Consider the following 26690-nt stretch of genomic DNA (forward strand, 5'->3'; position numbering starts at 1 on the left):
ACCATGAGTGCACTCCCCTTGCGCCGCCCGCCGGCCACGCCCGAAGATCCCGCCCCTGCCACGGTGGACGCCGCATTGCTGGCGCGGCTGTCGGCACAGTTCGCCGCCACCGCGGGCGACCACGACCGCAGCGGCGCCTTTCCGCGCCCGAACTTCGAGGCGCTGCAGTCGCACGGCCTCATCGGCCTGGTGGCGCCCGCGGCGTACGGCGGCGGGGGCGCCTCGCTGGCGACGGCGCGGCGCGTGATTGCGGCCGTGGCGCGCGGCGAACCGGCCACCGCGCTGATCCTGACGATGACCTATCTGCAGCACCACGCGCTCGCACGCAGCGACAGCCGCTGGCCGCCGCATCTGCGCGAGCGCGTGTTGCGAGACGCGGTGGATCGCGGCGCACTCATCAACGCGCTGCGCGTGGAGCCCGCGCTCGGCTCGCCCGCGCGCGGCGGGCTGCCCGCGACGGTCGCACGCCGCGAAGGCGGCGGCTGGAAGATCGACGGCCACAAGCTCTACACGACCGGCATCGAAGGCCTCTCGTGGCTCGCCGTGTGGGGCCGCACGGACGAACCCGCGCCGCGCACCGGCGTGTTCCTGGTGCCACGCAATGCACCCGGCGTGCGCGTGATCGCAAGCTGGGACCACCTGGGCCTGCGCGCCTCGGGCAGCCACGAGGTGGTGTTCGAGAACGTGGCGATCGAGCTCGACCATGCGGTCGACCTGCGTGCCCCGACCGACTGGGCGCCCGATGCCGGCAGCCAGACCGACATCGACGCCCATGCCACGCAGCAGGCCTGGATGACGGTGCTGCTCGGCAGCCTCTACGACGCGGTGGCGCAGGCCGCGCGCGACTGGCTCGCGGGCTTCTTGAACCAGCGCGCGCCCGGCAGCCTGGGCGCGCCGCTCGCAAGCCTGCCGCGCGTGCAGGAGCACGTGGGAGAAATCGCCGCCCTGCTGCGCACCAACCGCGTGCTGCTCGACGATGCCACCCATGCCGTGGACGAAGGCCGCGCGCAGCCGGCCACTGAAAGCGGCCTGCTCAAGTACACCGTGACGAGCAACGCGATCCGCGCGGTCGAGCTGGCTCTGCAACTGAGCGGCAACCACGGCCTCACGCGGCAGAACCCGCTGGAGCGGCACTACCGCGACGTGCTGTGCAGCCGCATCCACACGCCTCAGAACGACGCGATCCTGGTCGCAGCGGGCGCGCGTGCATTGCTGCCCTCGGGAGCCACCGCATGACCGACCTGCTCTTCTCCAAGGCCTCCAAGGCCTCGCGCCGCAGCTGGCTCAAGCAAGCCGCGGCACTCTCGCTCACGGCCGCCGGCCCGCTGCGCGCATGGGCGCAGCCGCAGACGACGCTGGTGCTCGGCGACCAGGCCGGCGGCCTGCGCGCGCTGTTCGAAGCCTCGAAGGCGCTCGAAGGCGCGCCTTTCGCCTACCGCTGGGCCAACTTCCAGGGCGCGGCACCGCTGTTCGAAGCGCAACGCAGCGCGGCGGTCGACACGGCGGTGGCCGGTGACCTGCCGGTGCTGGCCGCGGCCGTCGGCCGGACGCCACTCAAGATCGTCGCCACGCGCGTGGGCAAGGCCGATGCACTCGGCATCGTGGTGCAGCCCGATTCGCCGCTGCAGAAGGTGGCCGACCTGCGCGGCAAGACGGTGATCGTGTCGTCCGCGCGCGGCAGCATCTCGCAGTACCAGCTGTATGGCGCACTCGAAGAAGCCGGCGTGCGGCGCGACGAGGTCACGGTGAAGTTCGTGCTGCCGACCGATGCGGCCGCGGCCTTCGCTTCGAAGCAGATCGATGCCTGGGCCGTCTTCGACCCCTACTACACGATTGCGCTGCAGCAGGGCGGGCGCATCTTGCGCGACGGGCGCGGCATCAACACGGCGCTGGGCTTCATCACCGCGAGCGAGCCCTCGCTGGCCGACCCGGCCAAGCGCGCGGCCATCGTGCAGTTTCTCGACCGGCTGGCGCGTGCCGGCGAATGGGCGCTGGCCAATCCCGAGGCCTATGCGCAAGCCTACAGCCAGCTCACGCGCCTGCCGATCGAATCGGCCCGGATCATCACCGCGCGGGCCTCGGTCACCGGCCGTCCGGTGTCCGAAGCCGACATCGTCGCCTTGCAGGCCGTGGCCGACCGGTCGGCGCGCGACGGCATCCTGCCGGTGCGCGTGGACGTGCGCGCCATCACCGACGCGCAGGTCTGGAAACGTCCGGCGTGAGCGGAGTCTCTGGCATTGCGCCGCTGCGCGAGTTCGTCGGCGCATTCGGCCGCCTGCTCGACGGCGGCCCGGACGAGCCGCGCATTCTTTCCGAAGGCGGCACACTGCTTCGCGCGCTGGTGGCGCAGGACGACTGGCTGCCCGACGCCTTTGCCCAACCCGACCCGGCGCGCTACCAGCAGTTTCTGCTGCACGCCGACAGCACCGAGCGTTTTTCGGTCGTGAGCTTTGTCTGGGGACCGGGGCAAGCGACGCCGGTGCACGACCACACGGTGTGGGGGCTGATCGGCATGCTGCGCGGCGCGGAGTACAGCCAGGGCTACGCCCTCGGGCCCGATGGCCTGGCACGGCCGCAAGGTGCCGCGGTGCGGCTCGACGCCGGCGACGTGGAAGCCGTGTCGCCGACCTTGGGCGACCTGCACCGCGTGCACAACGCGCATGCCGATCGCGTGTCGATCAGCATCCACGTGTACGGCGCCAACATCGGCGCCGTGCGGCGGCATACTTACCCGGCCGAGGGCGGACGCAAGCCCTTTGTCTCGGGTTACTCCAACACGCTTCCTCCCAACCTGTGGGACCGCTCCGCCGAACTGAGATCGACGACCTCCGCATGACGACCCCTGCCTCTGCCTCCGCCTTTCCCCTTGCGCCCTTTGCCGCCGTGCGCGCGCGCCTGCTCGCGCGCGAAGAAACCGCGCTGCTCGACGTGCGCGAGGAAGACCCCTTCGCGCAGGAGCATCCGCTGTGGGCCGCGAACCTGCCGCTCTCGCGCATCGAGATCGAAGCCTGGCGACGCATTCCGCGGCTGGACACCTTCATCGTGCTGTACGGCGCGCATGGCGCCGCCGACCTGGCGCCGCTGGCCGCGCGCACGCTGGCGTCACTGGGCTACACGAACCTGCACCTGCTCGAAGGCGGCCTCGAAGGCTGGCGCGCGGCCGGGGGCGAGTTGTTCCGCGACGTGAACGTGCCAAGCAAGTCCTTCGGCGAACTGGTCGAGCACGAGCGCCACACGCCATCGCTTTCCGCACCCGAGGTGAAGGCGCTGATCGATGGCAAGGCCAACGTGGTGGTGCTGGACGCACGGCGCTTCGACGAATACCGCACGATGAGCATTCCATCGGCCACCAGCGTGCCCGGCGCGGAACTGGTGCTGCGCGTACGAGAGCTGGCACCCGATCCCGCCACGCAGGTGATCGTCAATTGCGCGGGCCGAACGCGCAGCATCATCGGCACGCAATCGCTAGTGAATGCGGGCATTCCGAATCCGGTGGCGGCGCTGCGCAACGGCACCATCGGCTGGAAGCTCGCGGGACAGGTGCTCGACCATGGCGCGGACCGGAAGGCACCGGCCAGCATGTCCGATGCGCACCGCGCAGAGGCGCAGGCCGACGCGCGGCGCGTGGCAGACAAGGCCGGCGTGCGCCGCATCGCGCTCGATGCGCTGCATACGCTCGAAGCACCGGGACGCACGGTGTACCGCTTCGACGTGCGCACGCCCGAGGAATACGAGGCAGGCCACCTGCCCGGCTTCGCGAGCGCGCCGGGCGGCCAGCTGGTGCAGGAAACCGATCACCAGGTGCCGGTGCGCGGCGCGCGCATCGTGTTGGCTGACGACGATGGCGTGCGTGCTTCGATGAGTGCGTCGTGGCTCGCGCAGATGGGGTGGGAAGTCTATGTGCCGGACGCAGTGCCAGGCGCTTCGGCCTTCACGGAAAAAGGGGCGCCGCCGCCCGCCTATCCGCTGGCCGCGGTGGCCATTCGCGAGATCTCGCCCAATGACCTCGCGGCCTTGCTGAAGCAGCCGGCAGCAACGGCCGTGATCGACGTGACCACCAGCGCCAACTATGTGAAGCGGCACATTCCCGGCGCCTGGTATGCCATTCGCGCGCAGCTGGCAGAGGCCGTCGGCACGGCCATTCCGCCGGCGCGGCGCTATGTGCTGACCTGCGGCAGCAGCCTGCTCGCACGCTATGCCGCGGCAGACCTGCGCCAACTGCTCGACGCGCGCGGCCAGAGCGACGTGGAAGTGCTGGTGCTGGCTGGCGGCAACGCGGCGTGGTTTGCGGCGGGCCTCGAAGCCGAATCGGGCGAGACTCGGCTCGCGACGCCGCGCACCGACCGCTACCGCCGGCCCTACGAAGGCACCGATGCGCCGCCGGAAGCCATGCAGGCCTACCTCGACTGGGAGTACGGCCTCGTCGCGCAACTGGGACGCGACGGCACGCACCATTTCAACGTGATCTGAGAGCGCGGCAGCGGGCTGCGCCACCGTCGGACTGCGCGGCCTGCAGCGGCCGGTCACCGGCCCGGCAAAGCTGGTTCCGCGGTGTTCCACGAAAATGACAAAGCCCCAAAAAAGGGGCTTTCGATCAATTCGTTTCAGCGCTCTTGAAGAGGGCCGCGACCTTGCGCTTGGTCTTGATGTTGCTTGAGATGCCGCGCGCGGGTGCTGCCTTGGCGGCGGCTTCCCAGGCGGGGGTGGCGTCGGCCTGGCCCGGTTCGTAGGGCTTGTCGAAAAACGGATCGCGCGGTGCTGACGGCGCGCGGTGCGGTCGCCCGCCGCCGCGGCGCGCATCGGCGCCGATGCTGCTGCGTTCGCGCGGCTGGTCGAGCACGTCGCGTGCGTCGCCGGCCTCGCCTTCTTCGCGCCAATGGCGGCGGCCGTCGTTGATGCGGCCGCGAGGATTGTCTTCCTCGAACTCGACGGGTTCGAGCTCGATCTTCTTCTTGATCAGCTTCTCGATGTCGGCCACCAGGCGCGCATCGTTGCCGCCGCTGGCAAAGCTCACGGCCAGGCCCGACGCGCCTGCGCGGCCGGTGCGGCCGATGCGGTGCACGTAGTCTTCGGCGTTGAACGGAATGTCGAAGTTGAAGACCGCCGGCACGTCCTTGATGTCGAGGCCGCGGGCCGCAACGTCGGTACACACCAGCAGGTCGACTTCGCCGGCCTTGAACGAGGCGAGCGCCTTCAGGCGTTCGTCCTGGCTCTTGTCGCCATGCAGTGCGGTGGTACGCAGACCGTCGCGCTCCAGCGAGCGTGCGAGGCGCGCGCAACCGAGCTTGCTGTTGACGAACACGAAGGCCTGCGTGATGCCGCGCTGCTTGACGATCTGCTTGAGCGCACGGCGCTTGTCGTCGTCGGCCACGCTGTAGAAGTGCTGCTCGACGGTGGACGCCGTTTCATTCGGCCGCGCCACCTCGATGGTGACGGGGTTCTGCAGGTAGCTGCCAGCCAGCCGCTTGATCTCGGGCGAGAAGGTGGCCGAGAACAACAGCGTGGTGCGCTGCTTGGGCAAGTAGCTCAGGATGCGCTGCAGGTCGGGCAGAAAGCCGATGTCCAGCATGCGGTCGGCCTCGTCGAGCACCACGTACTCCACCTGGTTGAGCACCGCGTTCTTGGCTTCGATGTGGTCGAGCAGCCGGCCCGGCGTGGCCACCAGCACTTCGACGCCCTTCTTGAGCTCGAGGGTCTGCGGCTTCATGTCGATGCCGCCGAACACCACGGTGCTGCGCAGGTTGGTGTACTTGGCGTACAGCTTGACCTGCTGGGCCACCTGGTCGGCCAGTTCGCGCGTGGGCAGCAACACCAGTGCACGCACCGGGTGCCGCGCGGGCGACGTGGACGAGTTCTCGTGCTTGAGCATGCGCTGCAGCAAGGGCAGCGAAAAAGCCGCGGTCTTGCCGGTGCCGGTCTGCGCTGCGCCCATCACGTCCTGCCCCGAAAGCACGACCGGAATGGCCTGCTCCTGGATGGGAGTCATGGTCTCGTAGCCCATTTCGGCCACGGCGCGCGCCAGCGGTTCCGCCAGCGATAGATTGGAGAAGGAGCTTGTCATTAAGCCCTCTATTGTCGCACTGCCGCAAAAAATGGCAGTGACGGCGGCGTGACAACGTCCGCGCCGCCGGCATTGCTATTTAATTAATAGCAAGCCAGCCAGCAAACATCAGCCTTCCAGAACCAGATGCTCAAAGATTGCGGGCATTGAAAGTGTCGCACGACTTGACGTCGCCGCTCTGATAGCCGGCGCCGAACCACCGTTGGCGCTGCGCGCTGGACCCGTGGGTGAAGCTGTCGGGCACCACGGCGCGGCCCGCGGAACGCTGCAATGCGTCGTCGCCGATCTTCTGCGCGGCGTTCATCGCGGCCTCGATGTCGCCCGGGTCGAGCCACTTCTTCGACTCTTGCGAATGGTGCGCCCAGATGCCGGCAAAGCAGTCGGCCTGCAGCTCGACGCGAACGCTCAGCGCGTTGTTCTGCGACTGGCTCAGGCGGCCGCGCATGCCGTCCACCTTGGCGGTGACGCCGAGCTCGTCCTGCACGTGGTGGCCGACCTCGTGCGCAATCACGTAGGCCTGCGCGAATTCGCCGGGCGCACCGAGCTGGTTCTTCAGCGTGTCGTAGAAGCCGAGGTCGATGTAGACCTTCTTGTCGCCGGGGCAGTAGAACGGCCCCATCGCCGCCTGGCCAGTGCCGCAGGCCGTGGGTGTGGCGCCGCGGAACAGCACCAGCCGGGGTGGTTGGTAGGCGCCGCCGTTCTGCCGGAAGATATTCGTCCAGACCACTTCGGTGTTCTTGAGCACGGTCGAGACGAAGGCCGCCTCGCGGTCGCTCGACGGAGGCTTGGGTGCGGGCCCCTGTTGCTGCTGCACCTGGACCTGTTCGCCACCGCCGCCGCTCAACAGGCTGAGCACGGTCAGCGGATTGATGCCGAAGATCCAGCCCGCGACCAGCGCGACGGCGATGGTGCCGATGCCGATGCTTCGCCCGCCGATGAAACCGCCACCGCCGCCACTGCTGCGGCGGTCTTCGACGTTGTCGGATTGTTCGTTGCCTTCCCATCTCATCGCGGTCTCCTTGCCGGCCTTGCAGAAGTGTGCCGGAGCGTCGCTGGATGGTACTTTGTCCGTGCCGATGCCTTGTAAGCAAAACAGGCATTTGCATGCCTGCGGGGACGCCGTCGGCAACCGGCTCCCTGAGGGGTACCTCAGGTCTTGGGAAGCGTGACGCCGCGTTGGCCCTGGTACTTGCCGCCGCGGTCCTTGTAGCTGGTCTCGCAGACCTCGTCGCTCTCGAAGAACAGCACCTGCGCGCAGCCCTCGCCCGCATAGATCTTGGCGGGCAGCGGCGTGGTGTTGCTGAATTCGAGCGTCACGTAGCCTTCCCATTCGGGCTCGAACGGGGTTACGTTGACGATGATGCCGCAGCGCGCATAGGTGCTCTTGCCAAGGCAGATGGTGAGCACGTTGCGCGGGATGCGAAAGTACTCGACCGTGCGGGCCAGCGCAAAGCTGTTGGGCGGAATGATGCAGTAGTCGCCGTGCATGTCGACGAAGCTCTTCTCGTCGAAGTTCTTCGGGTCGACCACGGTGCTGTGGATGTTGGTGAAAACCTTGAATTCAGGCGCGCAACGGATGTCGTAGCCGTAGCTCGAGGTGCCGTAGCTGATGATCTTGTGGCCGGCGGCCTCGCGCACCTGGCCGGGCTCGAAGGGCTCGATCATGCCGGTCTCTTCGGCCATGCGCCGAATCCATTTGTCGCTCTTGATAGACATTAAAAACACCCCAGTCTTCGCGCACTTCGTGTCGCTTCGCCAACCCCTCAAGGGGCAACACCAGCGGCCCGGCAAAGCCGGTTCCGCGGTGTTTCCCGAAGGGGCAGCGCGGCGCCGCTAGGTCGGCGATTGTGGCATGAGCGAACGGCGCGTCTAGCGCTCAGCCCGCCTGCGAAATCACCGTGCGCTCGACCAGCCGGTCGTCGCCAAGCACGATCATCGAGAAGAGCAGTTCCTCGAGGTTGCTTGCCAGCGCGGTCTTGCGCGCCAGCAGCGGCGTGGCCGCCGGATCGAGCACCAGAAAGTCGGCCTCGCAGCCGGGCTGCAGGTTGCCGACCACGCCTTCGAGCCCCAGCGCGCGCGCCGCGCCGCCGGTGTGGCGCCACCAGAGTTGCGAAGGGGCGATGCTCAGGCCGGTCTTGGTCTGGCCCTCCCGGCCGACGTAGTAGGCCGCCATCATCGTGTGGAAGGGGCTGAAGCTGGTGCCGCCGCCCACGTCGCTGGCCAGGCCGTACGGGTAGCCGACGCGGTCGGCCGCGTCGAAGTCGAAGAAGCCACTGCCCAAAAACAGGTTGCTGGTCGGGCTCACGGCGGCGGCGGTCTTCGTGTCGCGCAGCAGCGCGCGGTCGGTGTCGTCCAGGTAGATGCAATGCGCGTACACGGCGCGTTCGCGCATGAGGCCGAAGCCGGCATACACGTCGAGGTAAGAACGCGCTTTTGGATAGAGCTCGCGCACCCACGCCACCTCGTCACGGTTCTCCGCCACATGCGACTGGATCCACGTGTCGGCGTACTTCGCGGCCAGCTCGCCTGCGCCGCGCATCTGGGCATCGGTGCTCGCGGGCGCGAAGCGCGGGGTGATGGCGTAGCCCAGGCGATCGACGTTGTGCCACTTGCGGATCAGCGCCTCGGAGTCGATGAGGCTCTGCTCGGTCTGGTCGCGCACGCCGTCGGGCGAGTTGCGGTCCTGCAGCACCTTGCCGCTGATCATGCGCAGGCCCCGGCGCTGCGCGCCCTCGAAAAAGGCATCGACCGACGCGACGTGCGAAGTCGCGAAGGTGAGCGAGGTGGTCACGCCATTGCGCAGCAACTCGTCGAAGAACACGTCGGCCACTTCGTTCGAATGCGCCGGGTCGGCAAACTTTGCTTCCGCGGGGAAGGTGTAGTTCTCGAGCCAGGGCAGGAGCCCGGGCGACGGCGCGCCGATGATGTCGGTCTGCGGAAAGTGGATGTGCATGTCCACGAAGCCCGGCGCGAGGATGCGCCCGGGCAGATGCGTCACATCGGCATCGGGGTGGCGCGGCGACACGGCGGCATGGCTGCCGGCATCGAGCACGCGCTGGCGGCCGGCATTGTCGGGGCCGACGACCAACAGGCCGTCTTCATCGAAAACCGGCAGGCCGGCGTCGTCGAATCGCAGGAGGGAGGCGCGGTAGGCTTTTTTCATCGTTGCTGCGGAGGGTAAACCAGCCCCGGGGCGCCGCAATTTCCATGCGCGTATGAGTGCTATATGCCGTCCCCACTTCAATCCGGCGGCAAGGCGCGCGACTGGATGTCGAAGGGCACGCGAGCGGCACGGCCGCAGTCCTCGGGCAGCACCTGTACGGCGGGAGGTGCGGCGCTTGCCACCGCCGTGGCGAGCGCGAGCAGCGCGCCCGCCAGTCGCGTGCGCCTGCTCATTGCCACACGCGAAACACGCGGCCCGTCAATGGGCCTTCGACGCTGCGCACATAGGCCAGCGCCACGCGCGCGGCCGGTACGGTTTCGACGCCCGGAAAGAGCGCGCCATACGCTTCCAACGATTCGGTCAGCAGCGTCGGGCTGACCGCGTTGATGCGCAGGCCCCGCGTCAGCTCGACTGCTGCGCCTTTCACGAAACCCTCGACCGCCGCATTCACGGCCGCCGCATTGGCTCCCCCGCGAACCGGATCGTCGGCCGCTACGCCCGTGGTCAGCGTGATCGAGCCGCCATCTGCCAGAACGCGCTGGCCCAGCAGCGCGAGGCGCACCTGGCCGAGCAGCTTGTCCTGCAGGCCGATGTTGAAATCGGCCGGCCGCATTTCGACCAGCGGCCCGAAGAACAGGCCCCCAGCCGCCGACACGATCGCATCGACACGCCCCACCGCGGCATACAGCGCTTCGACGCTCGCATCGCTCGTGATGTCGACCTGCCGGTCGCCGCGCGTGCGGCCCGCGCGGACCACCTCATGCCCGCGCTCGGCCAGCGCCTGCGCCACCGCGCTGCCTACGGCGCCGGTCGCGCCCACAACAAGAACCTTCATGCAAACCTCGCTAAAAATGAATGAGAAGGCTCATTGTTTTGCGAATCGATAGTTTGATAAATTGCCATCTGGTTCGGCAATTCGAAACTATGGGTTCTCAATATGGACAAGCTGCGCGCCATGGAGGTGTTCGTCGCAACGGTGGACGCGGGGAGCTTTGCCGCCGCTGCCGAGGCGCTCGATCTTTCGGCCGTGATGGTGGGAAAGCACATCCGCGCGCTCGAAGAGCAGCTTGGCGCCCGCCTGCTCGAACGCACCACGCGGCGCCACGCGCTGACCGAGATCGGCGCCGCCTACCTGGAGCGCTGCCGCGACGTGCTCGCGAGCGTGCACACGGCCGACGGCGTGGCGGAATCGCTGCGGGCCATGCCGCAGGGCGTGCTGCGCGTGACGGCGCCCGTGGCCTATGGCGCGCATCGGCTCACACCCGTCATTGCCGAGTACATCGCCGCCTATCCGCAGGTGAAGGTGGATCTGAGTCTCAACGACCGCGTGGTCGATCTTGCCGAAGAGGGCTTCGACTGCGGCGTGCGATCGGGCGCGGCGGTCGACGAACGGCTTATTGCCCGGCCGCTCGCATTGGCGCGCATGTTCGCGGTTGCAAGCCCGGCGTGGGTCGCGCGCCATGGCCGGCCCCGGCATCCGTCGGAACTCGAAGCCTTTCCGCTGCTGGGCTTTGCCGCCTGGGGCCCGAACCATTCATGGCGCTTCACGCAGGGCGGCGAGACGGTGCATGTGGCGGTCCGCGGCCCGTACTCCACCAACAACGGGCAGGCGTTGCTGGCAGCTGCGATGGCGGGCGTGGGTGTGATCGTGCAGGCCGATGCGTTGCTCGGCCCCGCGCTGGCTTCGGGCCAGGTGGTTCAACTGCTGCCCGACTGGGAGCTGCCGACGCGCCAGGTGCACATCATGCGACTGCCCGAAGCCCGTCCCAGCGCCAAGCTGCGCACCTTTGTCGACCTGGTCGTCGAAAGACTGGGCTAGCTATCGCCCGACGCGCCCCTGCACGCCTTCGGCGAGCCAGTTCATCTTCAGGATCTGCTCGTCGTCCAGCTGCGCGCCCTTGGCAATGACGACACGGCCTTCGTTGTCGCGCACGTCGCCGGCCACCGCGCGGAACGGCTGCAGCTTGCCCGACGCAATGTCCTGCTGTCGCGCCAGCACCTCTTGCTGCACGGCCTTGGGCACCTTGCTGCCGAAGTCGCCGACGCGGATCATTCCGTCCTTCACGCCGCCCCAGACATTGCCGCTCTTCCAGCTTCCGTCGAGCAGGGCCTGCGCGCGCTGCGTGTAGTAGCCACCCCACTGGTGCGTGACGGCGACGATCTGCGCGTCGGGCGCGACCTTGCGCATGTCGGAGTGGTAGGCGACGGCCATCTTTCCGCGCTCCTGCGCCGCGGCCATCACGGCGGTGGAGCCGGTGTGGAAGGCGACCACGTCGGCGTTCTGGTTGAACAGCGCCATGGCGGCATCGCGTTCCTTCGGCGGATCGAACCACTCGTTGAGCCACACCACGATCACCTTGGCATTCGGATTCACCGAGCGCATGCCGAGCGTGAACGCGTTGATGCCCTGCAGCACCTCGGGAATCGGAAAGCCCGCCACATAGCCCGCAATGTTCGTCTTCGTCATGCGGCCCGCCGCAATGCCCGCGAGATAGCGGCCCTCGTAGTAGCGCGCGTTCGCGGTTGCCACATTGGCCGCGGCCTTGTAGCCGGTGACCGATTCGAACTTCACATCGGGAAAGTCGCGCGCCACCTTGAGCGTCGGCTCCATGTAGCCGAAGCTCGGCGTGAAGATCAGGCGGTTGCCCTGCTGCGCAAGATCGCGAATCACGCGCTCGGCGTCGGCGCCTTCGGGCACGTTCTCGACGAAGGTGGTCTTCACCTTGCCGGCCAGCGCCGCTTCCACGGCCTTGCGGCCTTCTTCGTGCTGGCGCACCCAGCCGGCGTCGGTCACCGGCGCGACGTAGACGAAGCCGATCTTCAGCGGCTCTTTCGGCGCCTGCGTTTGCGAAAAGGCGGGAGATAAAAAGCAAGCGGCCATCCACGCCAGAACGGCGCGGCCCGCGAGGTTTTTGTACATGGTGGTCCTCTACATGGCCCCGGAAAAGCAAAAAACCCGCAGCCGGCCGGGACGCCCGGCTGCGGGGTGCGGATTTTAGTGCGCCGGGTCCGCCTGCACATGCACATGCTGTCGCACCGCCTCGAGCAGCAGCGTGGCCAGCCGGGCCACCGGCGCCTCGGCCGCCGCCTGTGCGCGATAGAGCATGAGCGACATCTGCGGCAGCGCCGGAAGGCCGACCGCCGTGCGGTCAATGGCGCGCACGTGCGCGGGCAGGCCGAAGGGCGTGCGCACCGAGAGCCCGAGGCCGGCCGATGTGGCGGCCCATAGCGCGGCAAGGCTGGCGCTGGTGAACGCATGGCGCCACGGCGTGCCGGCACGGTCGAGCGCAGCGGTGACGATTTCGCGCAGCGGGCACGGTGCATCGAGCAACACCAGCGGCAGGGGCTCCTTGCTCTTGCGCGCGCCGGGCCGGCGCTCGCGCTCCTTCCACCACGCCGCGTCGAGCGCATCGGGCGCCCGTGGGCCGATCCATTGCAACGGCAGGCGCGCCACGCGCTCGCCGTGCGGCGTCATCTGCTCGCCGGTGTCCCACACCAGGGCAAGGTCGAGTTGCCGGAGTTCGAGCCGCTCGCGCAGTTCGGCGCTGCGCGCCACGCAGGCCTCGATGCGCACCTTGGGATGCGCGCGCGAAAAGCGGCCGAGCACGGCAGGCAGCAGCGTCTCGCCGAAGTCTTCCTGCAGGCCGAGGCGAACCCAGCCTTGCAGGTCGGCACCGCGCATCGCGGCGCCGGCTTCCTCGTTGAGTTCGAGCATGCGGTGCGCATAGGCGAGCAGCGTCTCGCCCGCATCGGTGAGCTCCAGCCCGCGGCCGGCCTTGCGGAACAGCACGGTGCCGGCCTGTGCCTCGAGTTTCTTGAGCTGCGCACTCACGGCCGACGTCGAGCGGCCCAGCTTGTCGGCCGCCCGCGCATAGCTGCCAAGCGCGATGCCGGTGGAAAAACTGCGCAGCACGTCGAGATCGAACATCACCTGGGACATGGATTTCTTCCTTCCTCGATCGTCCTGTTTTATCGAACGATCAGCTCATTATTTTCTGATTTTCAAAACCTTTGCAACGGCGGAGACTGCGCCTCGACATGACGCATTCGATCCCCTCCCCTTCGTATCCACGCCGCCACCGCTGGAAAGTGCTGGCCGCGGGTGTCGCCGCCAATGCGGCCTTCTCCGTGGCCTTCAGCGGCATTCCAATGACCGCGGTGCTGATGCGCACCGGCTACCAGCTCGACAACGCCACGCTGGGCCTGGTGCTCGGCCTCATGGGCCTGGGCATCGCGGTGAGCGAGCTGCCATGGGGCCTCTTGACCGACCGCTGGGGAGACAGGCCGGTACTGCTCACAGGCCTCGGCACCACCGCGGCCGCGCTGGTGGCGATGGCGCTCTGGGCGGCGCCGAGCGCACAGCACATTCCGGGTCTGGGCTGGCTTTGCGGCGGGCTGCTGCTCGTCGGGTTGCTCGGCGGCAGTGTCAACGGCGCGAGCGGCCGCGCGGTCATGACGTGGTTCGAAGCGGGCGAGCGCGGGCTTGCGATGAGCATCCGGCAGACGGCCGTGCCATTGGGCGGCGGCATCGGCGCGCTGGTGCTGCCCTTCGTGGCGCTGCATTTCGGCTTTGCCGCGCTCTACGGCTTGCTGGCGCTGCTGTGCGCACTGAGCGCGGCAATGAGCTGGGCCTGGGTGCATGAGCCGCCGGTTGCGCCGCGCGCCAAGGCCGCGGAGACATCAGGCGCGCCGAAGGGCAGCGGCCCGCTGCGCGATGCGCGCGTCTGGCGCATCGTGGCCGGCATCGGCATTCTTTGCGCGCCGCAGTTCGCGGTGCTGTCCTTCGGCACGGTGTTCCTGCATGACTTCGGCCATGCGGGCCTCGCAACCATCACGGCCACGATGGTGTTCGTGCAGGTCGGCGCCATGGTGATGCGCGTCTGGAGCGGCCGCTGGACCGACCGTCGGCGCAACCGCCCTGCCTACCTGCGCGCCTGCAGCGCACTCAGCGTGCTGCTGTTCGCTGGGCTCGCGCTGCTGGTGCTGGCACTGGGCGCAGGCACGCACACCGTCGACTCATCGACACTGCGCATTGCGCTGGTGGCGCTGCTGGCGGCCAGCGGTGTCTGCGTGTCGGCATGGCACGGCGTGGCCTACACCGAACTCGCCACGCTGGCCGGTGCGGCCCGCGCGGGCACGGCACTGGGCATGGCGAACACCAGCGTGTTCCTGGTGTGCTTTGTCACGCCCTTCTCCATCCCGCACCTGCTCGCGCTGCAGGGCTGGCCGCTGGTGTGGCTCGCAGCCAGCGCATGCGCGCTGGTGGCAATGCCGTTGCTGGTGCCCAGGCCCGGCGCTGCCGATCAGAAGCTTGCGAAGACGGCGTTGAGCCGGTCGACGTAGGCGCGCTTGGCGGCCGCGTCGATGAAGCTGCCTTCGAAGCTGTTGGCCGCAAGCTGCCACGCCTGCTGCACGCCGAGCCCGGTGGCCGCGAAGGTCTGCGTGAAGTTCTGGTTCATGTAGCCGCCGAAGTAGGCCGGGTCGTCCGAATTAACGGTGGCCACCAGCCCCGCGTCCAGCAGCGCGCCGAGGTTGTGCTGCGCCAGGTCGGGAAACACGCAGAGCTTGAGGTTCGACAGCGGGCACACGGTGAGCGGAATGCGGTCTTGCGCGAGCCGCTTCATCAGCGCCGGATCTTTCGCGCTCTGCACGCCGTGGTCAACGCGCTCGACCTTGAGCACGTCGAGCGCGCTCCACACGTAAGCCGGCGGGCCCTCTTCGCCCGCGTGCGCGACGAGGTGAAAGCCAAGCTCGCGGCAGCGCGCGAACACGCGCGCAAACTTCTCGGGCGGATGGCCGACCTCGCTCGAGTCGAGCCCCACGCCGATGAATTTGTCGCGGAAGGGCAGCGCCTGCTCCAGCGTTTCGAAGGCTTCTTCTTCACTCAGGTGGCGCAGGAAGCACAGGATGAGCGCCGCGCTCACGCCGAGCTTCGGCTCTGCATCGGCGCACGCACGGTGCAGGCCGTTGACCACGACCTCCATCGGCACGCCGCGCGCCGTGTGCGTCTGCGGGTCGAAGAACATCTCGGTGCGCACCACGTTGTCGGCCGCGGCGCGCTCCAGGTAGGCCCAGGCCATGTCGTAGAAGTCCTGCTCCTTCAGCAGCACGCTGGCGCCGGCGTAGTAGATGTCCAGGAAGCTCTGCAGGTTGGTGAAGGCGTAGGCCTTGCGCAGGTCTTCGACGCTCGCATACGGAATGGCCACGCCGTTGCGCTGCGCGAGCGCGAAGATCAGCTCGGGCTCCAGCGAGCCTTCGATGTGCATGTGCAGCTCGGCCTTGGGCATGGCGCGCAGCAGCTCGGGCAGGCGGTCGGCGGAGATCTTGCCGAAGCTCTTGTCGAAGAGGGGGCGGGAATCGGTCATGGTGGGAAGTCGACGTTGTGATTGCGCACAGCATAAGCGCACCCGCCCCGTGCGGGATGCGCCAAACCGTATACGTTCAATCGATCCCGCGCGCCGAACTGGTGAGCGAGCGAGCGCACAGCAGCAGCGTTGGCGCCAGCTTGCGCACGGCCTCCTCCATGGTCCAGCGGCTGGTCGGCGCCACGACGTGCACCGACGCGACGGGCCGGCCCTGGCTGCCCACCACGGGCGCCGCAATCGTCATGTCGCCGAGGAACAGTTCCTCGGCGTTGGTGGCAAACCCCTGCAGCCTCGCCTGGCGCAAGGCCTCGAGGATCTGGTCGACACCGGTGCGGGTGTGGGCGGTATGCGCCACGCGGTCGGAGGCCTCGATCAGCGCCCGCGCCTCATCCTCGGGCAGCGCGCTCAGGTAGGCGCGCCCGGAAGCGGTGCAATACATGGGAATGCGGCTGCCGATCGGCATGTGGACCGGCACGAACTGCGCACTGACAAAGCGCGCGACATAGACCATGTCGAGGCCGTCGGGCTCGGTCAGGCAGGAGGTTTCCGTGGTGACCTTGGTCAGTTCCGACAGGAACGGATTGGCAACGTCGATCAGCGGGTTGGCCGCCAGGTAGTTGAAGCCGATTTCCATCACCCGCGGCGTGAGCTGGTAACGCCGCGTCTGCGGGTGCTTGCGCACGTAGCCCAGCTTTTCCAGCGTGAAGACCATGCGCTGCGCCGAACTCTTGGTGATGTCGGTGGCCGCAGCCACGTCGGCCAGCGTCATGGTGCGCCGGCGGGCGCTGAAGGCCTGCAGCACGGCCAGGCCCTTCTCCAGCGACTGGTTGAAAAGCAGGCTGGGGCTTTCGCCGGGGGCGGCTTCGGGTGTGGCGTCCATGGCTGCGGAGTATACCCATATCGGCCTGAAATATCGAATATCGATACGATCAACTCGCCTAATGGTTTCTATTTATTGATATGAGATTCAAAAGAATCGATTATTGGCATGCATGTTGCATCGTCCGCCGAGCCATTTCTTCCTTTTCTCCTTTCGCTCTTTCCACCTTCTTCGAGGAGTGCTTCCATGAATCGCATCGTTCGCCACCTTCACCGCTTTGCCCTGGGCCTCTGTGTCGCGGGCGCCGCCTCGCTGGCCGGCGCGCAGGGCGCCGCGCCCGCCACTTACAACGTGGGCGCCACGGCCACGGGCGTACCGTTCACCTTCCTGGATGTGAAGACCAACACCATCCAGGGGATGATGGTCGACACCGTCACTGCCGTCGGCAAGGCTGGCGGCTTCGGCGTCAACGTGCAGCAGACGGTGTTCTCGGCACTCATCCCCTCGCTCACCGCCCGCAAGATCGACATCGTCTCGGCCGCCATGCTGAAGACGGCGGCGCGCCAGGAGGTGGTCGACTTCAGCGACCCGGTCTACTCCTATGGCGAGGGCCTGATCGTGAAGAGCGACGACACGCGCGCGTACGTCTCGCTCGACGAGCTCAAGGGCGAGGTGGTCGGCGCGCAGGTCGGCACCGTGTTCCTGGACATGCTCACCAAGAAAGGCATCTTCAAGGAGGTGCGCAGCTACGACTCGGTGGCCGACATGACGCGCGACCTCTCGCTGGGTCGCATCAAGGCCGGCCTGGGCGACCAGCCCATCATTGCCTACCAGCTGCGGCAGAACAATTTTCCCGGCGTGAAGCTGGTCGAGAGCTACAAGCCCGTGAACGTGGGCGACGTGTGCCTGGTGGTGCGCAAGGGGGATGCCGAGACGCTGGCCCGCCTCAACAAGTCCATCGCCGCGATCAAGGCCGACGGCACGCTCGCCAGGATCGTGCAGAAGTGGGGCATCTGACGCATCGCACCCATGGCCGCTTCTTTCCTCCAGAACGCGCAGGATTTCCTGCCGATCCTCCTGCAGGGCGCCGTCGTCACGGTGCAGGTCACCGTGCTCTCGTTCCTGCTCAGCAGCGTGCTCGGCCTCGGGCTCGCATTGATGAAGCTCTCGCCGGTGCGCGCGCTCTCGTGGACGGGCACGGTGATCATCAACCTGATCCGGGGCCTGCCCATCATCGTGCAGCTCTTCTACATCTACTTTGTGCTGCCGGAGTTCGGGGTGCAGCTCACGGCCTTCCAGGCCGGCGTCATCGGCCTTGGCATTGCCTACTCGGCCTACCAGGCCGAGAACTTCCGCGGCGGCATCGAGGCCGTGGACGCGGGCCAGCGCGAGGCCGCCCAGGCCATGGGCATGCGCTCGGCGCTGATCATGCGGCGCGTGATCCTGCCCCAGGCCTTTCGCATCGCGCTGCCGCCGTACGGCAACACGCTGGTGATGATGCTCAAGGACTCCTCGCTCGTCTCGACCATCACGGTGGCCGAGATGACGCGCGCCGGCCAGCTCATTGCTTCGTCGACGTTCCAGAACATGACGGTCTACACACTGGTCGCCCTGCTCTACCTGCTGATGAGCCTGCCGCTGGTCTACGGGCTGCGGCGGCTCGAAAAGCGCTTCGGCGCCGGAAGGAAACACCCATGATCCGCGTCGACGGACTGGAGAAGCGCTTCGGTACGCATCGCGTGCTGCAGGGCGTGAGCCTGCATGTCGATGCCGGCGAGGTGGTGTGCCTGATCGGCCCCTCGGGTTCGGGCAAGTCCACGGTGCTTCGCTGCATCAACGGGCTGGAATCGTACGAAGGCGGAGAGGTGCGCGCATTTGACGAACGCGTCGACCGCAACGACAAGAGCATTCACCGGCTGCGCAGCCGCATGGGCATGGTGTTCCAGCGCTTCAACCTGTTCCCGCATCGCACCGTACTGGAGAACGTGATGGAGGGCCCGGTCTACGTGCTGGGCCACAAGCCCGCGCAGGCGCGCGAGGAAGCGCTTGCGCTGCTTGCCAAGGTGGGGCTTGCCGAAAAGGCGCAGGCCTATCCAGCCCAGCTCTCGGGCGGCCAGCAGCAGCGCGTGGCCATTGCGCGCGCGCTGGCCATGAAGCCCGAAGCCATGCTGTTCGACGAACCCACATCGGCGCTCGATCCCGAACTGGTCGGCGACGTACTCGGCGTGATGCGCGCCCTGGCCGACGAAGGCATGACCATGATCGTGGTCACGCACGAGATGGGCTTCGCGCGCGAAGTGGCCGACCGCGTGTGCTTCCTGCACAGCGGCAGCATCGTGGAAGAAGGCCCGGCCGCGCAAGTGCTGGGCGCGCCGCGCCAGCCGCGCACACAGGATTTCCTGCGTCGCGTGCTGCATCCCTCGGCGGCACCTGTCGAGGTCCGGCCATGAGCGCCGCGCCGGGCCGCCCCAAGCAAGCTCGCACCGCAGTGCGTAGCACGGAGGTTACCCAATGAGCGCAGCGCACGCGCTGCCCGCGTCGCTGTGGGCAGCCACCGCGCCGCCCGCGCCGCCAACGCCGCCCTTGACCGAATCGCGCAGGGTCGACGTACTGGTCGTCGGTGGCGGCTTCACCGGCCTGTCGACCGCGTTGCACCTGGCCGAGGCGGGTGTGCAGGTTTGCGTGCTCGAGGCGCACGAGCCCGGCTGGGGCGCCTCCGGGCGCAACGGCGGGCAGGTCAACCCCACGCTGAAGCATGACCCCGAGGACCTGGCCCGCATCTACGGCGTCGAGCGGGCGGCGCCGTTGATCGACGCCGTCTCCCGCTCGGCCGACGTGGTGTTCGACCTGATCGCGAGGCACGGCATCGACTGCCAGCCGGTGCGCAACGGCTGGCTGCAGGTCGCCTACTCGCCAAAGCACGTGGCGGGCCTGCACGCACGCGCCGCCCAATGGGCCACGCGCGGCGTGAACACCGAGATGCTCGACCACGCGGCCGTCAGCGCACGCCTGGGCACCGAGGCCTTCGCAGGCGGCTGGCTCGACCCCCGGGCCGGCGGCATCCAGCCCCTGGCCTACACCCACGGCCTGGTGCGGGCCGCGCAAGGCTTCGGGGCCGCGGTGCACGGCGGCACACAGGTGACCGCGCTGGAGCGCCGGGGCACGCAATGGCACGCCAGCACCTCGACCGGCGCCACCGTCATCGCCGACCAGGTGGTGCTCGCCACCAATGGCTACACGGGGCCGTTGTGGCCGGGGCTGTCGCGCACCGTGCTCGCCGCCAACAGCTTCATCGTGGCCACGACACCGCTCGAAGGCACTGCCGCCGACGCGATCCTGCCGCACGGCGAAACCGCCTCGACCTCGCAACGCCTGCTGCTGTACTTCCGCAAGGACGCAGAGGGCCGCCTGCTGATGGGCGGCCGCGGCCACTTTGCCGATCCGTCCGGCCCGGCGGACTTCGCGCACCTGGAACGCTCGCTCGAATTGCTTTTTCCCCAACTAGGGCCGCTGCGCTACGAGTACCGCTGGGCCGGCCGCATCGCGGTCACCCGCGACTTCATGCCCCACGTGCACACGCCGGCGCCGGGAGTGACTATTGCGCTCGGCTACAACGGGCGCGGCATCGCACTGGCCACCAGCATGGGCAAGCACCTGGCCGCGCGGCTCGTCGATGCGGGGGCGGATTTTCCATATCCGGTGACGCCCATCCAGCCGATACCGCTGCATGGCCTGCAGCGGTTTTATGTAGCTGGAGGAGTGGCCTGGTACAGCCTGCTGGATCGGATGGCCTGAGGCGATTTTCGGAATTTTTCCTGACCGTCACCAGGCCGCCGCAGTGCCCAGCAGCGCACGCCGGGCCAGCAGAAAGGTCGCGGCATTCCAGCTCTGGCCCGCCATGCCCATCGGCGCCAGCGTGCGGCCATGAAACCACTCGGTGAAACGCCAGCCGCCGAGTTCGTTCACGTGCGCAAGGCGCGCGAGTTCGGGCCAGGCCATGTCATGCAGGCCCAGGCGGGCGAGCGCCATGACCCAGAAGCCGCCGACGAAAGGCCAGATGCCGCCGTTGTGGTACTGGTGCACGACGTTCTGCTGGTGGCGTGCCATGTAGGGACGCCACAGCTCATGCTCGCGCGTCAGCGGATGCAGCACCACGCGCACCGGGTACGGATCGCACGCGCGTGCCGCGGCAATGGTCTTGACGATGCGGTTGGCCATCGCGGAATCGGCCAGGCCGCTCTGTATGGCCAGCACGTTGCCGAACACGTCCCCCTCGTTGCCGACAAAGGAAAGATTGACGAAGCTGAGATACAGGCCCGGATCCGTTCGCCCGCGGCGCGCATAGTGCCGCAGCAGCCGCGCGCGGTGGTACTCGGGCAGGTCCTGCTGGTAAGGGTGAAAGAGATGGTTGAAGTGATGCTCGGTAGCTTCGGCGTGGGCTAGCTCGAAGCGGCGCTTCACCTCATACCAGAGCGCGTTGGTGTACAGCACGTAGCCCGAGCGCGGCATGATGTCGGCCCAGTCGCTGGCTTCGTTCTGCTGCAAGAGCCGGAAGTGCTGGTGCTCCTGCGCCAGCAGCCAGCCGATGGCGCGCTCCACCTCGCCACTCCAATGCGAGGCGCCGACCTTGCCATGGCGCCGCACGTGGTCCACCGCAATCAGCCACCACAGCGTGGCGTCGATGCAGCCCAGGTACCAGAAGTCGGCGTCCTGCCCTTCGGGGTCGACGTATTTGGGAATCTGCCCGTTGGGCGCTTGCTGCGCCGCGAGCGCATCGAGGCTGGCCACGGCGCCCTGCTCCAGCGCGGCCACACCGCTGCCGCACATCGCCATCACGCAGATGGCGGCATCGCGCCCGAAGATGCGCGTGTAGCGTCGCGCCACGGCCGCCTCGGTCCGGCTGGCGGCCAGAATGCCATGCGGCGTGAGGTTGCGTTCCAGGAGTTGGATCGAGGCTTGGGTGCAGTCGTCGATCAGCGCGAGATTGGATGCGTCGAGATGGGTCATTCAAAAAAAAGGGTCGCCCGCGGGCGACCCATTATTTACACGTGCGCAATGCGCGCAGCGATTACTTCTTGTCGCCCGGCACCTTGCCTTCCACGCCCTTGACGTAGAAGTTCACGCCCGACAGGAACTTGTCGTCGGCCACGGCATCCTTGGCGACCACTTCCTTGCCGTCCTGGCCCAGGATCGGGCCCTTCCAGATCACGAAGCTACCGTCCTTCAAGCCCTTTTTCACTTCCTCGACCTTGGCTTTGGTTTCGGCCGGCACATCTTCGGCGACCGAGACGATGTCGATGGCACCTTCCTTCACGCCCCACCAGCTCTGGCCGGTGGCCCACTTGCCTTCGAGCGCGTCCTTGGTGGCCTTGATGTAGTACGGCGCCCAGTTGATGGTGGCCGAGGCCAGGTGAGCCTTGGGGCCGTAGGCCGTCATGTCGGAATCCCAGCCGAAGGCGCGCTTGCCTTTTTCCTGTGCGGTCTTGAGCACGGCGGGCGAGTCGGTGTTCTGGAACAGCACGTCGGCGCCGCCGTTGATGAGCGCGGTGGCGGCTTCGGTTTCCTTCGGCGGGCTGAACCATTCATTCACCCACACCACCTTGGTGGTGATCTTCGGGTTGACCGACTGCGCGCCGAGCGTGAAGCTGTTGATGTTGCGCAGCACCTCGGGGATGGGCACCGAGCCCACCACGCCGAGCGTGTTGGTCTTGGTCATGGCACCGGCGATGACGCCGGCCATGTAGGCGCCTTCATAGGTGCGGCTGTCGTAGGTGCGCATGTTCTCGGCCGTCTTGTAGCCGGTGGCATGCTCGAACTTCACGTCCTTGCTGTCGGTGGCCACCTTGAGCATCGGCTCCATGTAGCCGAAGGTGGTACCGAAGATCAGCTTGTTGCCTTGGCCGACCATGTCGCGGAACACGCGCTCGGCGTCGGCGCCCTCGGGCACGCTCTCGACGAAGGTGGTCTTGATCTTGTCGCCGAATTCCTTCTCGAGCGCCTTGCGGCCGTTGTCGTGCGCGAAGGTCCAGCCGCCGTCTCCGACCGGGCCGATGTAGGCGAATGCGATGTTGAGCGGCGCAGCCGGTGCCGGTGCGGCGGCCGTGGGTGCCGGCGCCGGTGCGGGGGTCGCGGCCGGTGCAGCGGCTTCCTCTTTCTTGCCGCAGCCGATCAGGGCCGCCGAAGCGACCGCCGTGAGGGCGGCCAGCTTGAGCAGGGAGCGCTTGTTCAGATCATTCATTGTCGAAAATCCTCAAAAAGGACAGGTTGGCGGAAATCGAGAAGCAAGATTATGAGCCGGGGTAGAACGGCTTTCCTATCGAGGCCGGCATGTTGATGCGAATGAAGGCAGGATTCCGCGAAATCAGCGCCAACACGACGATGGGCGCGATGTACTGCAGCATGCTGAGAAACTGCGGCGGCACGTCGACGCCGCTGCTCTGCAGATGAAAACCGAGCATCGAGACGCCGCCGAACAGGTAGGCGCCCAGCAACACGCGGATCGGCCGCCAGGTGGCAAAGGTGGTGAGCGCCAGCGCGATCCAGCCGCGGCCCGCCACCATGCCCTCGACCCACAGCGGCGTATAGACGGTCGACAGGTACGCGCCCGCCAGCCCGCACAGCGCGCCGCCGACGATCACCGCGAGGAAGCGGATGCGCCGCACCGGGTAGCCGAGCGCATGCGCCGACTCAGGCGATTCGCCGACCGAACGCAGCACCAGCCCGGCGCGTGTGCGGTAGAGAAACCAGATGAGGCCGACGGTCAGCACCACAGCAAAATAGACCATCGGGTGATGGCGAAAGAGCGCCGGCCCGATGAGCGGAATGTCGCTGAGCACCGGCACTGCGTAAGACACGCTCTCGGGCAGCTTGGCCTGCACGAAGTTGATGCCCAGGAACGCCGAGAAGCCGACGCCGAAAAGGCTGAGCGCCAGGCCAGTGGCGTATTGGTTGGTATTGAGCCAGATCACCAGCACGCCGAAGAAGGCCGCAAGCAACGCGCCCGCCGCCATGCCGGCCAGGAAGCCGAGCCAGGGGTTGCGCGTGGTGACCACCGTCGCAAAGCCTGCGATGGCGGCGCAGAGCATCATGCCCTCGGCCCCGAGGTTGACGATGCCGGCCTTCTCGTTGATCAACAGGCCCAGTGCCGCAATCGCGAGCACGGTGCCGGCGCTCAGGGTGGAGCCGAGCAGGAGTGCGTAGCTGTCCATGTCAGTGGCTCCGTTGCGGGTTGATTGTTTGATGCTCTTGTTCAGGGCGCGTGCACAGGCCACCGGGTACTCCCCTCCGCGAATGTCCCCCGGCTTCGCCTCCTCCTTTATTTCGCTGCGGGGAGCACCCGGCGCCCTGCGCACACTGGGCGCTGCGATTGTTCCGTTCGATCAACCACTGCTCTGAACAACGACCACGTCGATGGGGTGCTCTGCGCAGCGAAATAAAGGAGGAGGCCGAAGGCCGGGGGACATTCGCGGAGCAGAGCACGCCGTCGGCGTGGTCGTGCCCTGAACAAGGCCCCGAACGCGCAACGCATCGAATTGAAGAACGGGTTTTCATCCTAGAGCGCTCCTTCGGTCGAACGCGCAGCAGCAGGCGCTGTGATCGGCGTGCTGGCCTGCAGCGAAGACGTCGCCCCTCCGGCCGTGGGTGCCTTGAGGGCCGCCTTGCCCCGGATGCGATAGGCGATGAGCGTGTCGCAGGCCAGCAGCGTGAAGAGCAGCAGCCCCTGGAACACCCCTGTGAGCGACTTGGGCAGGCCGAGGCGCGACTGCGCAAGCTCGCCGCCGATGTAGAACATGCTCATGAGGATGGCCGAGAACACCATGCCCACCGGATGCAACCGGCCGACGAAGGCCACGATGATGGCCGCAAAGCCGTAGCCCGCCGGCACGTACGGCGTGAGTTGGCCCAGCGGGCCCGCCACTTCGAGCGCGCCGGCCAGGCCTGCCGCGCCGCCCGAAGTGAGCAACGCGATCCAGATGGCGCGCCGCGCCGAGAAGCCCGCATAGCGCGCGGCCGCGGGTGCGAGCCCGCCGACCTGCTGCGCGAAACCCGCCCGCGTGCGGAACAAAAACACCCAGAGCGCGCCGACGCCCAACAGCGCGATGATCAGCCCGATGCTCACGCGCGAACCCTTGAAGAGCCGCGGGATCTGCGTCACCGCCTCGAAGGTCTTGGACTGCGGAAAGTTGTAGCCGTGCGGATCCTTCCAGGGGCCGAAGACCATGTAGCCGAGCAGCAGCGTGGCCACGTACACCAGCATCAGGCTCACCAGAATTTCGTTGGCATTGAACCTGTCGCGCAGGAAGGCCACGATGCCGGCCCACACCATGCCGCCGACCGTGCCCGCGACCAGGATGGCCACCACGATCCACGAGCCGGTGGTCTTGTCGGCCAGCAACGCGACACCGCCCGCGGCGATGGCGCCGAACACGAACTGGCCCTCGGCGCCGATGTTCCAGACGTTGGAGCGGAAGCACACCGCCAGCCCGAGCGCGATGATGAGCAGCGGCGTCGCCTTGATCGTCAGCTCGCCGATCGCGTAGCCGCTCTTGATGGGCTCGTAGAAGAACACCAGCAGGCCCTTGACCGGGTCCTTGCCGAGCGCGGCGAACAGCGCCACGCCGATCAGCACCGTGATGAGCAGCGCAAGAATCGGCGAGGCAAAGGTCCAGAAGCGCGAAAGCTCCGGACGGGGTTCGAGCTTAAGCATGGGCCGCCTCCTTCTTGTTCTTCTGTCCTTCCCAAAGACCGCTCATCCATTCGCCGATCTGCGGCAGCGTGGCGGCCGCACGGTCGATCGAGGGCGACAGGCGGCCCTTGGCAATCACGTGCAGGCGGTCGCTGATGTCGAACAGCTCGTCGAGCTCCTCGCTGACCACCAGCACCGCGCAGCCGGCGTCGCGCAGCGCGAGGATCTCGCCGCGAATCAGTGCGGCCGCGCCCACGTCCACGCCCCAGGTGGGCTGCGAGACGATGAAGAGCTTGGGGTTGGCGTCGATCTCGCGGCCGACGATGTACTTTTGCAGGTTGCCGCCCGAGAGCGAACGCGCCGCCGCGCCGGGCCCGCCGGCCTTGACGTTGAAGCGCGTGATGATCGCCTTGGCATGCTTCTCGAGCATCGCCGTGCGGATCCACCCGCCCTTGCCCACGGCGTTGCTGCGCGTGAGCAGCAGGTTGTGCGCGAGCCCCAGCGTGGGCACCGCGCCGCGGCCCAGCCGCTCCTCGGGCACGAAGTGCAGGCCCATGGCGCGCCGCGCGCGCGGCCGCAGCCGGCCAACCGGCTTGTCGAACACCTGCACCATGGCCGCTTCGGCCCGCACGTCCTCGCCCGAGAGCGTGTAGAGCAGTTCCTTCTGGCCATTGCCCGACACGCCCGCAATGCCGACCACCTCGCCGGCACGCACCTCGAACGAGATGCCGTCGAGGTCGACGCCGAACTGGTCTTCGCGCGCCAGCGTGAGAGCGTTGACGCGCAGCGCCACTGCGCCCGCATGCACCGGCCGGTGCTGCAAGGGCGGCGGCTCGCTGCCGATCATCAGGCGCGAGAGCGATTCGTTGCTTTCGTTCTGCGGATTGCACACGCCCGTGACCTTGCCGCCGCGCAGCACCGTGCAGGCCGTGCACAGCTCGCGAATCTCGTGCAGCTTGTGGCTGATGTAGAGGATGCTGCAGCCTTCCGAAGCCAGCTTGTTGAGCACGCTGAAGAGCTTGATCACCGCCTGCGGCGTGAGCACCGAGGTCGGTTCGTCGAGGATCAGCAGCTTGGGGTTGGTGAGCAGCGCGCGGATGATCTCGACCCGCTGCATCTCGCCCACCGACAGCGTGTGCACCGGCCGCGAGGGATCGATGTCCAGGCCGTATTCGCTCGCCTTGGCCGTGATGCTGCGCGCCACTTCGGCCAGCTGCAGCGACTTGTCCAGGCCCAGCCACACGTTCTCGGCCACGGTGAGCGTGTCGAACAGGCTGAAGTGCTGGAACACCATGCTGATGCCCAGTGCCCTCGCCTGCTGCGGGTTGCGCAGCGCCACCGCCTGGCCATCGAAAGTGACCGTGCCTTCATCGGGCTTGACCGAGCCGTAGATGATCTTCATCAGGGTCGATTTGCCGGCGCCGTTCTCGCCGAGCACGGCGTGAATCTCGCCGGGCGCGACGGCCAGCGAAATGTCGCTGTTCGCCACCACCGCGGGGTAGCGCTTGGTGATGTTCGCAAGCTGGAGTCTGGGAGTTGTCATGCCGGGTTCAGTGGGGTTTTCTCGTTCAACAGCAACAAGCGGAAAACATGGC

General features: G+C 67.6%; 25 protein-coding genes. 10 read left to right on the forward strand and 15 right to left on the reverse strand.

Annotation, left to right across the window (positions count from 1 at the left end):
• Positions 1-3: 3 nt before the first annotated feature.
• From ACJ7Z0_RS09215 to ACJ7Z0_RS09230, 4 genes are read left to right on the forward strand one after another with little or no spacing between them, the layout of a single operon-like run.
• Entirely contained in the window at positions 4-1236 is a 1233-nt protein-coding gene (locus ACJ7Z0_RS09215) for an acyl-CoA dehydrogenase family protein (RefSeq protein WP_434789597.1), read from the forward strand.
• A complete protein-coding gene (locus tag ACJ7Z0_RS09220; RefSeq protein WP_434789598.1) occupies positions 1233-2222 on the forward strand; it encodes an ABC transporter substrate-binding protein in 990 nt (329 codons plus the stop codon). Before ACJ7Z0_RS09215 ends, ACJ7Z0_RS09220 begins: the two co-directional genes overlap by 4 nt.
• The gene (locus ACJ7Z0_RS09225; RefSeq protein ID WP_434789599.1) at positions 2219-2836 is read left to right on the forward strand and encodes a cysteine dioxygenase family protein; all 618 of its coding nucleotides are present in this window, start codon (positions 2219-2221) and stop codon (positions 2834-2836) included. The genes ACJ7Z0_RS09220 and ACJ7Z0_RS09225 overlap by 4 nt, the downstream gene beginning before the upstream one ends.
• Positions 2833-4470, forward strand: coding sequence for a rhodanese-related sulfurtransferase (locus tag ACJ7Z0_RS09230; RefSeq protein ID WP_434789600.1), 1638 nt, complete (start codon positions 2833-2835; stop codon positions 4468-4470). The genes ACJ7Z0_RS09225 and ACJ7Z0_RS09230 overlap by 4 nt, the downstream gene beginning before the upstream one ends.
• 124 nt (positions 4471-4594) lie before the next feature.
• Here the strand turns inward: ACJ7Z0_RS09230 and ACJ7Z0_RS09235 are convergent, their stop codons facing one another.
• The 6 genes from ACJ7Z0_RS09235 to ACJ7Z0_RS09260 form a co-directional block, all read right to left on the reverse strand.
• Positions 4595-6061 (reverse strand): DEAD/DEAH box helicase, encoded by a 1467-nt coding sequence (locus tag ACJ7Z0_RS09235; RefSeq protein WP_434789601.1) that lies wholly within the window; start codon positions 6059-6061, stop codon positions 4595-4597.
• Between the two features lie 130 nt (positions 6062-6191).
• Positions 6192-7070, reverse strand: a complete 879-nt coding sequence (gene ypfJ / locus ACJ7Z0_RS09240; RefSeq protein ID WP_434789602.1) for a KPN_02809 family neutral zinc metallopeptidase — start codon at positions 7068-7070, stop codon at positions 6192-6194.
• 140 nt (positions 7071-7210) lie between these two features.
• Positions 7211-7777 carry a dCTP deaminase gene (dcd, locus tag ACJ7Z0_RS09245; RefSeq protein ID WP_434789603.1) on the reverse strand — a complete coding sequence of 189 codons (567 nt, stop codon included), beginning with the start codon at positions 7775-7777 and terminating at the stop codon, positions 7211-7213.
• A 160-nt stretch (positions 7778-7937) separates the two neighbouring features.
• A complete protein-coding gene (gene guaD, locus ACJ7Z0_RS09250; protein WP_434789604.1) occupies positions 7938-9224 on the reverse strand; it encodes a guanine deaminase in 1287 nt (428 codons plus the stop codon).
• 77 nt (positions 9225-9301) lie between these two features.
• Positions 9302-9457 carry a hypothetical protein gene (locus ACJ7Z0_RS09255; RefSeq protein WP_434789605.1) on the reverse strand — a complete coding sequence of 52 codons (156 nt, stop codon included), beginning with the start codon at positions 9455-9457 and terminating at the stop codon, positions 9302-9304.
• A complete protein-coding gene (locus tag ACJ7Z0_RS09260) occupies positions 9454-10059 on the reverse strand; it encodes a short chain dehydrogenase (protein WP_434789606.1) in 606 nt (201 codons plus the stop codon). Before ACJ7Z0_RS09260 ends, ACJ7Z0_RS09255 begins: the two co-directional genes overlap by 4 nt.
• Before the next feature lie 102 nt (positions 10060-10161).
• On the opposite strand from ACJ7Z0_RS09260, the gene ACJ7Z0_RS09265 reads away from it, so the two are divergent.
• Positions 10162-11043 carry a LysR family transcriptional regulator gene (locus ACJ7Z0_RS09265; RefSeq protein WP_434789607.1) on the forward strand — a complete coding sequence of 294 codons (882 nt, stop codon included), beginning with the start codon at positions 10162-10164 and terminating at the stop codon, positions 11041-11043.
• On the opposite strand, the gene ACJ7Z0_RS09270 is transcribed toward ACJ7Z0_RS09265, so the two are convergent.
• Positions 11044-12144: a BMP family ABC transporter substrate-binding protein gene (locus tag ACJ7Z0_RS09270; RefSeq protein WP_434789608.1), complete on the reverse strand. Its 1101-nt coding sequence runs from the start codon at positions 12142-12144 to the stop codon at positions 11044-11046.
• A gap of 75 nt (positions 12145-12219) precedes the next feature.
• Positions 12220-13164: a LysR substrate-binding domain-containing protein gene (locus ACJ7Z0_RS09275; protein WP_434789609.1), complete on the reverse strand. Its 945-nt coding sequence runs from the start codon at positions 13162-13164 to the stop codon at positions 12220-12222.
• A 98-nt stretch (positions 13165-13262) separates the two neighbouring features.
• Between ACJ7Z0_RS09275 and ACJ7Z0_RS09280 the strand changes: the two genes are divergently transcribed.
• Entirely contained in the window at positions 13263-14567 is a 1305-nt protein-coding gene (locus ACJ7Z0_RS09280) for an MFS transporter (RefSeq protein WP_434789610.1), read from the forward strand.
• Here the strand turns inward: ACJ7Z0_RS09280 and ACJ7Z0_RS09285 are convergent.
• Positions 14528-15589 (reverse strand): adenosine deaminase, encoded by a 1062-nt coding sequence (locus tag ACJ7Z0_RS09285; RefSeq protein ID WP_434789611.1) that lies wholly within the window; start codon positions 15587-15589, stop codon positions 14528-14530. The genes ACJ7Z0_RS09280 and ACJ7Z0_RS09285 overlap by 40 nt on opposite strands.
• Before the next feature lie 76 nt (positions 15590-15665).
• Positions 15666-16469, reverse strand: a complete 804-nt coding sequence (locus tag ACJ7Z0_RS09290) for an IclR family transcriptional regulator (protein ID WP_434789612.1) — start codon at positions 16467-16469, stop codon at positions 15666-15668.
• A gap of 186 nt (positions 16470-16655) precedes the next feature.
• Here ACJ7Z0_RS09290 and ACJ7Z0_RS09295 point away from each other — a divergent pair, with 186 nt between their 5' ends.
• The 4 genes from ACJ7Z0_RS09295 (at position 16656) to ACJ7Z0_RS09310 (ending at position 20204) form a co-directional block, all read left to right on the forward strand.
• The gene (locus tag ACJ7Z0_RS09295; protein WP_369655121.1) at positions 16656-17426 is read left to right on the forward strand and encodes an ABC transporter substrate-binding protein; all 771 of its coding nucleotides are present in this window, start codon (positions 16656-16658) and stop codon (positions 17424-17426) included.
• A gap of 12 nt (positions 17427-17438) precedes the next feature.
• Entirely contained in the window at positions 17439-18107 is a 669-nt protein-coding gene (gene ehuD / locus ACJ7Z0_RS09300) for an ectoine/hydroxyectoine ABC transporter permease subunit EhuD (protein WP_434789613.1), read from the forward strand.
• On the forward strand, positions 18104-18859 hold the full coding sequence (locus tag ACJ7Z0_RS09305) for an amino acid ABC transporter ATP-binding protein (RefSeq protein WP_434789614.1): 756 nt from the start codon (positions 18104-18106) through the stop codon (positions 18857-18859). The genes ehuD and ACJ7Z0_RS09305 overlap by 4 nt, the downstream gene beginning before the upstream one ends.
• A 61-nt stretch (positions 18860-18920) precedes the next feature.
• Complete coding sequence (locus ACJ7Z0_RS09310; protein ID WP_434789615.1) at positions 18921-20204, forward strand: NAD(P)/FAD-dependent oxidoreductase; 1284 nt, start codon at positions 18921-18923, stop codon at positions 20202-20204.
• Between the two features lie 27 nt (positions 20205-20231).
• Here ACJ7Z0_RS09310 and ACJ7Z0_RS09315 read toward each other — a convergent pair whose 3' ends face one another.
• The 5 genes from ACJ7Z0_RS09315 to ACJ7Z0_RS09335 all read right to left on the reverse strand — a co-directional run bounded on the left by ACJ7Z0_RS09315 (position 20232) and on the right by ACJ7Z0_RS09335 (position 26638).
• Positions 20232-21416: an amylo-alpha-1,6-glucosidase gene (locus ACJ7Z0_RS09315; protein WP_434789616.1), complete on the reverse strand. Its 1185-nt coding sequence runs from the start codon at positions 21414-21416 to the stop codon at positions 20232-20234.
• 61 nt (positions 21417-21477) lie between these two features.
• The gene (locus tag ACJ7Z0_RS09320) at positions 21478-22647 is read right to left on the reverse strand and encodes a BMP family ABC transporter substrate-binding protein (protein WP_434789617.1); all 1170 of its coding nucleotides are present in this window, start codon (positions 22645-22647) and stop codon (positions 21478-21480) included.
• Between the two features lie 49 nt (positions 22648-22696).
• Positions 22697-23617, reverse strand: a complete 921-nt coding sequence (locus ACJ7Z0_RS09325; protein ID WP_431128903.1) for an ABC transporter permease — start codon at positions 23615-23617, stop codon at positions 22697-22699.
• A gap of 344 nt (positions 23618-23961) precedes the next feature.
• Positions 23962-25116 (reverse strand): ABC transporter permease, encoded by a 1155-nt coding sequence (locus ACJ7Z0_RS09330; protein WP_434789618.1) that lies wholly within the window; start codon positions 25114-25116, stop codon positions 23962-23964.
• On the reverse strand, positions 25109-26638 hold the full coding sequence (locus tag ACJ7Z0_RS09335) for an ABC transporter ATP-binding protein (RefSeq protein ID WP_434789619.1): 1530 nt from the start codon (positions 26636-26638) through the stop codon (positions 25109-25111). The genes ACJ7Z0_RS09330 and ACJ7Z0_RS09335 overlap by 8 nt, the downstream gene beginning before the upstream one ends.
• Positions 26639-26690: the final 52 nt, after the last annotated feature.

The sequence above is a fragment of the Variovorax palleresanus genome (assembly GCF_051144945.1).
Classification (GTDB): domain Bacteria; phylum Pseudomonadota; class Gammaproteobacteria; order Burkholderiales; family Burkholderiaceae_C; genus Variovorax; species Variovorax paradoxus_S.